Origin of the sequence: Pleurocapsa sp. PCC 7327 (genome assembly GCF_000317025.1) — a bacterium.
GTDB lineage: Bacteria > Cyanobacteriota > Cyanobacteriia > Cyanobacteriales > Microcystaceae > Hydrococcus.
In genome coordinates this window covers 364,864-376,902 of sequence record NC_019689.1, presented here as the reverse complement: position 1 = coordinate 376,902, position 12,039 = coordinate 364,864, and the positions used below count along the sequence as shown (strand labels likewise).

The following is a 12,039-nucleotide window of genomic DNA, read 5'->3' as shown; positions in this document are numbered from 1 at the left end:
TAGGCAGATTCGGTTATGACAGTAAATACGCTATCAAAAGTCGCCAAGCCAACCTTAGCACGTCGGCTCGTTATTTTAGCGCTATTGGCGGCATTTGGCGCTGCGGCAGTCGGGTTCGTCAAAGAGATGGTTGCCCCAGTGACAACGTTTTATGGGGTTGACTTTCCGGCAGGGGAAGTTTCTTTCGCCGATACCATTGTCTCCTACGAGCCAATTATTTATCTTAACGACGATCGCCTCCCCAACGTTCAAGAACCATTTAACAATGCCGTAAGCGCTTTAGGCGCTCCCAATTCGACTGACCCGCAACATCCTTTTGCTTCTCTATCGGCTCGTCACGACGTATCTCTGGGACTCGGCGGCAGCCTTACATTACGATTTACTAACAACGCCTTGACAGGAAGCGGCAATAGTGATTTAGATCTATGGATTTTTGAAGCAGGTGAGAGAACCGAATCGGTCTTTGTCGAAATTAGCAAGGACGGGAAGACCTGGCATGCAGTCGGTCGGACGGATAAAAAACGCAGTGGGATAGATATCGATGCTTTTGGATGGGGACCGGAAGACTACTTTGCCTATGTTCGTCTAACTGACGATCCCGAAGAGGGAGAACACGACGGCATCTGGAACAACGGAGAATGGGTTGGCTGGGGAGGTGCTGATATCGATGCAGTGGGAGCTATCTCTTCAGTTTCGTTGATTTCTTCGGTTTCCCATGCTTCTTCTTTTTCTATTCCGCTTTCTAGATTAATGTTACTGGTAATGGGGATTTTAGTAGCGGGAATAGGAATCGGTTACTTGGTCAATACGTTTCTCTTCGATAAGAAGAATTCTAAACAGAATTTTTGATGGTTCGGTAGGCTCAGAATAGTAGTAGGATGCTAGCAAGCGCACTCTACTACTAAAAAAAATTCGGCGGCGAACCACGACAGCCCTGCACGGTGGAATCAACCAACTTTAATCTTTTTTCCTAAGCATTAATTACTAGCTGTAAAGATGACTTCTGGAAATTTAGCCTGCGCCTCAGCCATGCTTATATGCTTGCCTTGGTTGCGGAGATCTTGCCAGAAATTAATCACTTCTGTGGCTTTGTTGAGGATCTCGATCCGCTCGTTTTCAGCGATCCAGTGCTTGGCTTCTAACTCTTCTTTTAGCTGTTGCCAAGCATCATTGCGCGGCCAAAAATAATATACAGTCAGAGGACTTGTCCCTTTACCCACAACTTGGTCAACTGCGATCGCCACATTTTGATCCAACCAAAGCACTTTTAAAATAAATCGTGACTCCAATGACCCCTCCAAAAAAAATATCTCAATCTAATGTCGTTAAATGTACAATAGACCATTCTACCGCATGCTTTACCTTTCTGAAGGCATCGCCCTTGAGTGCCTTCAGTTATCAGTTATCAGTGGCTCCTTTTGAGTGACTGAAGGTGGCAAGGGTGCCACACTACGATTGTTGTAGAGGCTCATGGCTTTGGCGATGCCTTCTTTGAGAGAAGTTTCTACGGCTTTGACGGCTAGATTGAGTACCTCAGAAACGATGGGGGCTTCTTGGGGAGAAAATCGCCCCAAAACGTGAGAAATCGTTTCGACCTTACCATTAGATTTTCCGATCCCAACGCGCAGGCGAGGAAAATTTTGGCTTCCGAGATGGGAGATAATCGATTTCATGCCGTTATGTCCGCCAGCAGAACCCGATAGGCGCAGCCGCAATCGTCCCAAGGGTAAGTCCATATCATCGTAAATGACTAGCACGGACTCAGGATCCAATTTGTACCAATCTATTACTGCTCGAACTGACTGTCCGGAACGATTCATATAGGTCAGGGGTTTGAGCAAGCGAATCTTTTTGCCGCCAGGAGCGATTCCTTCCGCAAACAGCCCGTGAAAGCGACCGTTAGGCTGCCAAGCAAGTTGCCAGAACCGCGCCAGGAGATCGACAACTTCAAAGCCGATATTGTGTCGCGTTCTGTCGTACTTTGATTCGGGATTGCCCAAACCAACAATTAATTCGGGAATGACAAGACTGGTGTTTTCTTGAGTCATGACGAGCGCTACTGACCGCTAATCGCTAATAATTCGATTGTCCGAGGAGCGTTTCTAAGTAAACGCGGGCGCAGGTAAAGTAGTCCTGAGAATGGGGATTGGTTTGACCCTTCTCATTTTCTAACAAAAATAGCGAAAGCGCTGCGGCAAAGACTCGATCTTGATCCCAAGCTGGATGAGTCTCTAGATAGTTTTGTAGTGATTCGTGTAGTTCTTCAGGAATTTCTGCCACAATGCTAACGGATATACTCATAGATCCCTCAAAGATAAATACAAAGAATTTTTTTGGCTTTTCTATTCACCTAAAGTTAAGCCAGCCTCAAACAAAATTATTTGGTGTAGGCACTATTTTCTGCTCAGATGGGGTAGGCTTGTCAATGCTACGAAATGTTACAAAAATCTTTAGAAAAAATCAAGATTTACGAAAAAATAGGATTTGTAATCTCTTTTTTTTACATATCTTTACAAGAACTCAGTATTGTCAATTTAACATAATTCAAAAAGCGAAATTTCCCACTCAATCGCAAACACTTAATTTGCCATTGTTGCCTGTGGAAAAGTCTGGGTAAATTGTGGAAAAAGTAGAATTCCTTGTGGAAATAGTGGGGAATCCATGGGGGAAAAGAGGCGAAAAAAATAAGAATTGCAAATTTTTGAAAATTTGTCTCCGTTACAATGTTGGCAACAAATCACAAACTTAATTTGCATTATTGTCCCTTAAGCAATAATGCAGCGCTCTTCGCGTTGCTACCCGAATCAGTTGATAAGGTGCTTTTTCCTCAAGCACTCGATAATCTTGAGGTTGCAAACCAGTCTCTTCAATGTCGTCAGGTTGCCCGATTATCAAAACGGTAGAGTCATCAGGAGAGGTATTGACAAGATTTTGGAGAAAACTGGTAGCTGAGCGATCGCACGTCCAGAAAAAGCCAACCGACTGTTGAGTGTAGAAAACAACGCTTGGCTTTTTGAAACCGACCATCATTAACCTTTCTCCCGGTTGTCTTACCTGAGTGACCGCCTCAGAAAGTTGCCGCAGGGGAAGTTGACGAGTTGCATCCATCAAAGCATAGCCCGGACTGATAAAGAAAATCGTAAAGGCAATAAAACCGACGAGATTAGCGCCAATTATCCAACGCCAAGAAGCTCTTTTTCTGAGAAAAAGAAGACTGACAATACCCGCGATCGCCCAAATAATTCCCCCGCGTAAATAAACTCCCGATCGCTGAATTAACTCAGATAAATTCTCCATAGCGGCATCGCTGCCAACTAAGCTAGGAATTTGTAAAGAAACCATAGCCAAAAGAAACAACAAAAAAATATTCAAACTCGCACTAATTAACAAGCCATAATTAATTTTTAAGAAGCTATTTTCTGCCCAATTGCATTGCGAATCGCGAGATAGTTCTTCACTCCAAACTAACGCAACCAAGATCGCCGCAGCGGGAATCAAGGGCAAAACATAGCTGGGTAGTTTAGTCACCGAAATAGTAAAGAAGACAAAAATATCGACAAACCAAAAAAGCGCAAATAAACTCAGATGAGCGCGACGGGGCTGCTGAGTCCAAAAAGAACGCTGCCAAAAACGAAGGCGCGTAATAGCCAGAGGTAAATAGATCGACCAGGGAGCAAATAAAGCCAGTACGATTAAAAAATAAAAATACCAGGGAGCCGAATGATTGTTAACGACGCTGGTAAAGCGATCGAAATTATGATAGCCAAAGAAAGAATTAAGAAAAGCCTCTCCATTTTTTATCGTTACTAAAATGTACCAGGGCAAGCAGACAGCCAGAAAAATTAGTCCTCCCCCAATCAAGCGTATCTCTTGCAAAACTTCCCGCAACTTCCCCACATAAAGCAGGAAAGTCACGATAATTAGTCCGGGTAAAACAATCCCAACCGGGCCTTTTGTCAAAACCGCCAACGCACTTAATATATAAAAACCCAAATACCAGCGATTGGGAAGGAAAAATAAAGCATTCGTCTTTTTTCCTTCTTCTGCATAGCCCCAAAAAAAGCACAGCAGAGACGTTCCCATACACCCGCTCAGCAGCATATCAGAAACGCCTAGGCGCGACCAAGCGATCGTATGGGCGTTGAGAGCCACTAGCGCAACCCCAAGCCAAGCAGAAAGCCATAATTGACGCTGAGTTCTTCTGAGTTGGTGCGTTTGAGCTGCCGCAGGCGTAGCGAAGCCAAAATAGCGTAAGGTAAAGAAGCAGAGAATTGCGATCGCGCTCGCGGCTAGTGCCGAAGGTAATCTAACAGCCCATTCATTGACTCCGATTAGCTTGTAGCCTATCGCCATCAGCCAATAAACGAGAGGTGGCTTATCGAAGCGCGTCACCTCATTAAAATAGGGCGTAATCCAATCTCCCCTAACAATCATCTGGCGGGCAGCTTCAGCAAATAGGGGTTCGGTTTCGTCAATCAATCCGATCCTGCCAAGATTCCACAAAAATGCCAGCCAGCAAACAAACGCTAACCAGATAATCGAAAATACCCAAGCACTCTTAGGGGATTTCTCAAACGATTGCCACCAGTCTTTAATCGTATCAGCTAGCTTCAAGGTCAAAATCTCCTCCCTCCAGGTGTAAAGTTAGCATGAAACTAGGAGAGATAGTTAACTCGGCGCGATCGCGCCGAGTTGAGGATTGATAAATTGACGAAGGACAGCGCAAGATTGTTCGTAGGGGCTGAATGGAAATCGAGTGCCAATCGTATTTAGGCTGGATGGTAGTAGAAAGCGACCCCTAAGATAATATAAGTTGCCAGTAACAAAATGCCATTTAACCAGTTAGAACGTCCGCTAAAGCTAATCAGATTCGACACCGTGACCGCAACAGCGAGGGCGACGACTTCAAAGGGATTAAAATTGAGATCCATATCTTGACCCATTAGTTGTCCCACCAGCACCAAACAGGGCGCAACAAAGAGGGAAATTAACAGGCTATCTCCCATCGCTACAGAAACCGTCAGATCCATCTTATTTTTGAGGGCTAGCCGAACGACGGTAACAACTCCCGAAACATCGCTAATGAGAGGCAGGAGAATGACTCCGGTAAATAAGGGAGTTAGTCCCAATCCCTGTATGGCCGATTCGACGACTTCAACGAAGAGTTCTGACTCGTAGGCAACCGCGACAGTCGATACTAGCAAAACTGACAGCCAAACTTTCAGAGAAGGCATTTTAGCCTTATCGGTGTCGGATAAGTCAGAATTTTCTTCATCCGCTAAACCGACATCATAGAGATAGCTGTGAGTTTTTAGGGAAAAGAGAAGCGTCAAACCGTAGACGATCGCTAGCACTGTAGCCACAATAATCGAGAGGTTTGTAATGGCGATAGCATCGACTACATTTGAGGTATAGATTACCATAGTCGGGAGAGCGATCGCGCAGGCTGCCAGCGTCATCGACGAACCATTGACCCGTGCCAGGATCGGCTGAAATTCTAATTCTTTGTAGCGCAATCCACCCGCTAGCATTCCTGCCCCTAAAAACAGGAGCAAATCGCTGAGAATACTGCCGGTAATGCTAGCTTTAACTAGATCGACCAATCCCTCTCTCAAAGCGATAAGGGTGATAATCAATACCGTTGCGTTGCCAAAGATGGCATTGACTAAACCGCCTACAGAAGGTCCCGTAACAATAGCAACTTTTTCGGTAGCGGTGCCCAACCAAAGAGACAGGGGCACGATGGCTAAGGCTGAGGTGAGAAAAACGGCTAGAGTTCCCCAATCCAACCATTTGGCTGCGATCGACAGAGGGATAAAGACTAATAGAAGCAGCTTCAATAGAGGAAGCGAAAGAAATTGCGGCACGAGATCCCCTCATTCAAAATAGCTGCGTTGAATTCGAGCTTCACGAGTGGATTGTTACAGTTCCACGGTAGCTGAAGATCGATCGTTGTGTTACGCTATACATTAGTACGGCAGGAAGTGCCGGAATTAACGCCTGAGAAGCTAGTTGCAAGACTAGGACATCAGCCTAAACCATGGAAAGCTGAGTCCAGGAAGCCAGCCCATCGGGATGGCACTTCACATATTTGTACGATTGACAAAAAGGGCAGGCGTTTGTCTGCCCTGGTCATTTTTAAATTGCAAGCCTAGAATCGGATATTCTAGACTTGAACCATGCCGCCTGCAGCTTGAAAACGCGCTCTGGCTCGTTTAAAGGCTCGCTCGGCTTGGATGAGTTTGGCGCGATCGCCACTTTTAGTAGCTTCTTCTAAATTTGCTTGTGCCTGCGTATATTCGGCACGCGCCGCTTCGCGATCGATTTTGTCGCCCAGTTCGGCAGCATTGACAAGAACTTTGACCTCGTTGTTTTCGACTTCAGCAAATCCCCCCATCAGCGCGATCGCTCGCCAATCTTTACCGGGACGAACTCGCATCACGCCAATGTCCAAAGCCGTCAACAGCGGAGCGTGTCCTGTGAGAATTCCTAATTGCCCCGTCGTGCTAGGCAAAATAATTTCTTGAGCTGCATCGTCCCAAACAATTTTGTCTGGGGTAATTACTCGTACTGTTAAGGTCATATTTTTATTAAGGTTAGTCGTTAGTCATTAGGTCGTTAGTAGTTAGTCGGTAGTCGTTAGGGAAGAATATTATCCGCTAACCAACAACCACTAACTACCAACTAACTGCAATTAGCCTTTCTTGAGTTTTTCGCCTTTGGCGATCGCCTCTTCGATGTTGCCCACCATGTAAAAAGCTTGCTCTGGCAACTCGTCGAGTTCTCCAGCCAGAATCATCTTAAATCCTTTGATAGTATCTGCCAAAGTGACGTACTTTCCTGGAGAACCAGTGAATACTTCTGCCACGAAGAAGGGCTGAGACAGGAAACGCTCGATCTTGCGGGCGCGGTCTACCGTCAAGCGATCGTCTTCAGACAGTTCGTCTAAACCGAGGATCGCGATAATATCCTGTAGCTCTTTGTAACGCTGTAGGGTGGCTTGTACGGCGCGAGCAGTATTATAGTGATCTTCACCGACAATACCGGGCTGTAACATCGTGCTAGTAGAATCGAGGGGATCGACAGCGGGATAGATTCCCTTAGCCGCTAGACCGCGAGACAATACCGTCGTTCCATCCAAGTGAGCAAAAGTGGTTGCCGGAGCGGGGTCGGTCAAGTCGTCAGCCGGCACGTAAACGGCTTGGATCGAGGTGATCGAACCTTCCTTGGTAGAAGTAATGCGCTCTTGCAGATCTCCTACGTCAGTTCCTAGGGTAGGCTGATATCCTACTGCAGAAGGCATGCGACCCAACAGCGCCGATACCTCGGAACCGGCTTGGACGAAGCGGAAAATATTGTCAATGAAAAGCAATACGTCTTGCTTGTTGACATCGCGGAAATATTCCGCCATGGTCAGCGCTGATAGACCAACGCGCATTCTTGCTCCTGGCGGCTCGTTCATCTGACCGTACACCAGAGCAATTTTGGACTCGCTGGGGTTGTCGGGGTTGATGACCTTAGATTCGATCATTTCGTTGTATAGGTCATTTCCCTCGCGGGTGCGCTCGCCTACCCCGCCGAATACGGATACGCCGCCGTGTTGAATGGCGATGTTGTTGATCAACTCCATCATGATGACGGTTTTACCTACGCCAGCACCGCCAAACAGACCGATTTTGCCACCCTGACGATAGGGAGTGAGCAAGTCGATCACCTTGATCCCAGTCTCGAAAACTTTGGGCTTAGTCTCCAGATCGACTAATTTGGGAGCGGGTCGATGGATGGGGAAAGTTTCGGTAACTTCAACGGGACCCTTTTCATCGACGGGTTCGCCTAAAACGTTGAAAATTCGACCCAGAGTAGCTTTTCCGACTGGAACGCTAATGGGAGCGCCCGTATCGCTAATGTCCATACCTCGCACCAAGCCGTCGGTACTGCTCATTGCAACGGCTCGAACTTGATTATCGCCCAATAATTGCTGGACTTCGCAAGTGACGGAAACATCTTGTCCTGCTGAGTTTTTCCCTTGAACTTTTAAAGCATTGTAAATCCGGGGAAGCTTGCCGCTAGGAAACTCGGCATCAATGACCGGACCGATAATTTGGGTGATTTTGCCTACGGTTTTTTCTGTTGTGGCTACCATGCTTATGTCTACTTGGTGGTTAGCTTATAATTTAGGCTATGGGCAAGAGTTTTACGAAATGTGAAATTTGCCATCTTTTAGATTATCACTTAATCGGGAACGTCGGATAAGCTAACCTATCCCTTCTTTAGTTTGGGCGAGCGATCGCCGACGCTAAAAACTATTTTGGCAATGTTTGTCGTGTTTTTTCCTCAGATTACGGGAGCCAGAAAATCTGAAGAGAAGATAAAAGCAATTTTTTCTGAATTCTGACTCCTACGATTTAATTATCGGGACACAATTTTGCGGGCTGGGAGCAATTCTTTATCTGCCAGATATTGGTGAAGTTCTAAGGGTTTCAATTTGCACAAATCTTTCGCCAATTCTTGAATCTTGAGGTGTTTGGGGAGGTGCGGCGCAATAGCTTCTCGTAACAGTCCTAAAATTTGAGGCTCGGCAACCAAAAGAAGCTTTTGAGCGTGATAAGCTTGCGTCAATTCGACTATCTTATTCACAATCTCCTTAGCAAAGCTGCGCTCGAACTCATTCAAATGATTTTGACGGTGGTCGTCGTAGCCGTGAGCTTGTCCGGCAGCACCGCGATTGCGTCCCGTCTTAGTCGTTGACCAGAGGTCTTTCCCGTGCAATTCGTTAGCTGTATTGGCAAGGCTATCTTTTTCTACCAAGTTGGGACCCGACTGATATTCTGGTACTTCTGCTTGTTCTAGGATAAAGAAACGAGCTTTAGTACCGTCAATAACAGCAACAACTGATTGATTCATAACAACTTCAAGAGCTATATTGATAGATTCTTCATCTTAACAAGAGTCAGATGTATCCTACGACACTCTGGAATAAAGCTTAAAATTGTATCTAGATCGGGATTTTTATTTACAAAACTAAATCAACAAACGGCGATCGCCGATACCACCTTAATTCTAACTCTGTAGGGAGAATTCGCGAACTCTCCCTACAAAAACAGAGGGTTTTTAATCAAGGCGATCGATCGGATGATTGACTCCTTTAAACACCAGCCATAGCTAAATGCTCGATTTTCGTTCCCAATAGCTTGAGAAATTCTGCCAGCCAGCGAGGATGAGCGGGCCAAGCTGGAGCCGTAACCAAGTTACCATCGACAATGGCTTCATCGACTGGGATATTTATGTATTGTCCCCCCGCGCGGACGACATCTGGACTGCAAGCAGGATAAGCAGAGCATCGCTTTCCTTGCAGCACGTCGGCTGCCGCAAGAAGTTGAGCGCCATGACAAATCGCGGCAATCGGTTTATTAGCGCGAGCAAAATGTTGCACCATTTCGATAACCGTTGCATTCAAGCGAATGTATTCTGGCGCTCGTCCGCCGGGAATGACCAGTGCATCGTAATCTTCGGCTCGCACCTCATCAAAGGTGGCATTGAGGGTAAAGTAATGACCGGGTTTTTCAGAGTAGGTTTGATCGCCTTCAAAGTCGTGGACGGCAGTGCGAACTTTTTCGCCGGCTTTCTTGCCAGGACAAATGGCATGGACGGTATGACCGACCATTTGTAAGGCTTGGAAGGGAACCATAACTTCGTAGTCTTCGACAAAATCGCCGACGACCATAAGGATTCGTTTTCCAGACATAGATATTCTCCAGTTCGATTAAAAACTTCTTCCTAGACTGGTACTTTTATACAAATAATAAAAGGCGAGCAAAATCTTTGGTCTTTGCTCGCCCGAAATATTGCTGCTTATAGATTATCGGCTCTAGAGGATAAATCTATGCTGCTTGAGGTTGTAATAGGACTCCCAACCGATCGATTCCTTTTTGTAAGTGGCGCGTTACCGTCATGGGACTGATCCCAATTTGCTTGGCTGCTTCTTTGCGAGGTAAATCCCGTAAAAACACACATTCGATTGCTGCTTTGGTTTTGTCCTCAAGCTGATTCATCGCTCTTTGCAGTTGCAGGCGTTCTTCTGCGATCGCTGCCTCAGCTTGACAGCGAGGATCGGGTAAAGTATCGCCGAAGGTAATTTGGGAATCTGTCGATTGACCGATAGTAGCATCTAAACTAACCAGCAAGCGATTTTGTTGGGCTAGCTGACACTCATGCCACTCTTGGAGAGAAACGCCGAGAGCTTTGGCTACTTCGCTTTCTCTAGGCGAGCGTCCCAGAGAAAGCGTCAATTCCTTGCGCAAGGTTTTTCCTTTAGCATAAAGCTCTTGCCAGCGGCGAGGAATGCGCATGATATGACCTTTATCCCGCAGATAGTGAAGAATTTCGCCTCTTATGTAAGGAATGGCAAAAGAACTGAACGCGCAACCTTGTTGGGGATTAAACCGCTCGATCGCACGAATGAGACCGATAAAACCAATTTGGACTAAATCTTCGTAAGATTCGGTGCATTGCTTGCTGAGACGGTGGGCAACTTGGCGTACCAGTCCGGCGTTTAACTCTACCAGTTTGTTGCGAAGTTTTAAGGAAGGGTTGCGAGAGTAGGCGCTCAAAAGTTCAATGTTACGAATAGTAGAAGACTGAGTGGTCATGAGTCCTAGTGTTTGAGATGCAGCAATTGATTTATTTAACTAATCCTTATTGTCCGCATCTGACCCCCTTGGTACTATCGGCATTTCACTGAAATCTTGAGAATGCAACTTTACGATCTCAGTGTTTATGCTGAGATTTTCTCTAAAATCCCGAACGAGACTCCAATCCAAAAAAATCGGCTGCCCAAACCAAGCCAAAATGACTTTGTTTGTACGTGACTTCGGTGTTCTCAACTAAGTCGATCGCTCGCTCCAATTTCGTTTTCTGTGAAGTCGTTCCACCGTCAGAGCATCGATTTCATATTAAACTGATGGTAATTGTGAATTGAGTGAATTAATAATTGGGAATTGCAAATTGGATTGACCGGGATTGGACCTTGATTCTATTACTTGTCGATTGAGAAATGAAAAATGGCTAATAAAACTCTTGGAATCGAACGCAATCTTTATGAATATTTCCGATCGATTGCTTTGCGAGAGCCAGAAATTTTAACTCAGCTTCGCCAAGAAACCGCCAAACATCCAATGGCGAACATGCAAATCGCTCCCGAACAAGGTCAATTTATGGCATTGCTCGTCCAATTGATGGAAGCGAAAAAAACTTTAGAAGTTGGCGTATTTACGGGGTACAGTACTTTAGCAGTTGCCTTGGCACTGCCACCAGAGGGAACGATCGTTGCCTGCGATATCAGCGAAGAATACACGGCGATCGCTCGCCGCTATTGGGAAAAAGCAGGCGTAATTCATAAAATCGATCTTCGTATTGCTCCCGCGATAGAAACTTTAGAGCAATTAATCGCTCAAGGACAAGTTAACACCTTTGATTTTGCCTTTATTGATGCGGATAAAAGCAATTATGATAACTATTATGAACAAGCTTTGCAATTAGTGCGTCCGGGAGGGCTAATCGCGATCGATAACGTTTTCTGGGGAGGAAAAGTAGCCGATCCCAACGCGACAGATAATCGAACCCAAGTGATTCGACGGTTAAATCAAAAGATCCATCAAGACGATCGCGTTACGATGAGTCTAGTTCCTATTGCCGATGGATTAACGTTGGCGCTCAAGCGCGGCTAAGAGGACATCCCAAAAGTCCATTTTGTCACTCCCAGTGCAGGAGAACGTAACGAAGAATCCTGGTTGACTGATAAATCTTTATCCCCTCATCCCTTCTCCCACAAGGAGAGAAGGGACTTCAAGTACAGTTACTGTCAAAAACTCTCCGCACACAGAACTGCTGACTAATTGCGAACTGATAATTGCCAACCGACGCGGACTTCCACGAAGTGGAGGAGCATCGGCGAATTGGTAGAAGATGTTTCGCTTCGCGATCGCTCCGCTCAACATGACATTCTATACTTTTGGGATAACCTGTAACATCAGCTGTAAC

The 12,039-nt window shown here is 45.9% G+C and carries 13 protein-coding genes; 3 read left to right on the top strand and 10 right to left on the bottom strand.

Annotation, left to right across the window (positions count from 1 at the left end; translation table 11 throughout):
• The first annotated feature begins 15 nt into the window (after positions 1–15).
• Positions 16–849, top strand: coding sequence for a hypothetical protein (locus tag PLE7327_RS01570; protein ID WP_015142104.1), 834 nt, complete (start codon positions 16–18; stop codon positions 847–849).
• 128 nt (positions 850–977) lie between these two features.
• On the opposite strand, the gene PLE7327_RS01565 is transcribed toward PLE7327_RS01570, so the two are convergent.
• The 5 genes from PLE7327_RS01565 to cax form a co-directional block, all read right to left on the bottom strand.
• Positions 978–1,301 (bottom strand): 30S ribosomal protein PSRP-3, encoded by a 324-nt coding sequence (locus PLE7327_RS01565; RefSeq protein ID WP_175561174.1) that lies wholly within the window; start codon positions 1,299–1,301, stop codon positions 978–980.
• 90 nt (positions 1,302–1,391) lie between these two features.
• Positions 1,392–2,048 (bottom strand): aminoacyl-tRNA hydrolase, encoded by a 657-nt coding sequence (gene pth / locus PLE7327_RS01560; protein ID WP_015142102.1) that lies wholly within the window; start codon positions 2,046–2,048, stop codon positions 1,392–1,394.
• A gap of 25 nt (positions 2,049–2,073) precedes the next feature.
• Entirely contained in the window at positions 2,074–2,301 is a 228-nt protein-coding gene (locus tag PLE7327_RS01555) for a DUF2811 domain-containing protein (protein WP_015142101.1), read from the bottom strand.
• A gap of 444 nt (positions 2,302–2,745) precedes the next feature.
• Complete coding sequence (locus tag PLE7327_RS01550; RefSeq protein ID WP_015142100.1) at positions 2,746–4,614, bottom strand: glycosyltransferase family 39 protein; 1,869 nt, start codon at positions 4,612–4,614, stop codon at positions 2,746–2,748.
• Positions 4,615–4,769: 155 nt separating this feature from the next.
• Positions 4,770–5,867, bottom strand: a complete 1,098-nt coding sequence (cax, locus tag PLE7327_RS01545; protein ID WP_015142099.1) for a calcium/proton exchanger — start codon at positions 5,865–5,867, stop codon at positions 4,770–4,772.
• Positions 5,868–5,954: 87 nt separating this feature from the next.
• Here cax and PLE7327_RS24190 point away from each other — a divergent pair, with 87 nt between their 5' ends.
• Entirely contained in the window at positions 5,955–6,155 is a 201-nt protein-coding gene (locus tag PLE7327_RS24190) for a hypothetical protein (protein ID WP_144266074.1), read from the top strand.
• A gap of 11 nt (positions 6,156–6,166) precedes the next feature.
• On the opposite strand, the gene atpC is transcribed toward PLE7327_RS24190, so the two are convergent.
• The 5 genes from atpC to PLE7327_RS01520 form a co-directional block, all read right to left on the bottom strand.
• Positions 6,167–6,583 carry an ATP synthase F1 subunit epsilon gene (gene atpC / locus PLE7327_RS01540; RefSeq protein ID WP_015142098.1) on the bottom strand — a complete coding sequence of 139 codons (417 nt, stop codon included), beginning with the start codon at positions 6,581–6,583 and terminating at the stop codon, positions 6,167–6,169.
• 111 nt (positions 6,584–6,694) lie between these two features.
• On the bottom strand, positions 6,695–8,143 hold the full coding sequence (atpD, locus tag PLE7327_RS01535; RefSeq protein WP_015142097.1) for a F0F1 ATP synthase subunit beta: 1,449 nt from the start codon (positions 8,141–8,143) through the stop codon (positions 6,695–6,697).
• Between the two features lie 266 nt (positions 8,144–8,409).
• Complete coding sequence (locus PLE7327_RS01530) at positions 8,410–8,904, bottom strand: host attachment protein (RefSeq protein WP_015142096.1); 495 nt, start codon at positions 8,902–8,904, stop codon at positions 8,410–8,412.
• A 241-nt stretch (positions 8,905–9,145) separates the two neighbouring features.
• The gene (locus PLE7327_RS01525; protein WP_015142095.1) at positions 9,146–9,745 is read right to left on the bottom strand and encodes a DJ-1/PfpI family protein; all 600 of its coding nucleotides are present in this window, start codon (positions 9,743–9,745) and stop codon (positions 9,146–9,148) included.
• A 136-nt stretch (positions 9,746–9,881) separates the two neighbouring features.
• On the bottom strand, positions 9,882–10,649 hold the full coding sequence (locus PLE7327_RS01520; protein WP_015142094.1) for an RNA polymerase sigma factor SigF: 768 nt from the start codon (positions 10,647–10,649) through the stop codon (positions 9,882–9,884).
• Positions 10,650–11,060: 411 nt separating this feature from the next.
• Here PLE7327_RS01520 and PLE7327_RS01515 point away from each other — a divergent pair, with 411 nt between their 5' ends.
• Complete coding sequence (locus PLE7327_RS01515; protein ID WP_015142093.1) at positions 11,061–11,726, top strand: class I SAM-dependent methyltransferase; 666 nt, start codon at positions 11,061–11,063, stop codon at positions 11,724–11,726.
• The last annotated feature ends 313 nt before the right edge of the window (positions 11,727–12,039 follow it).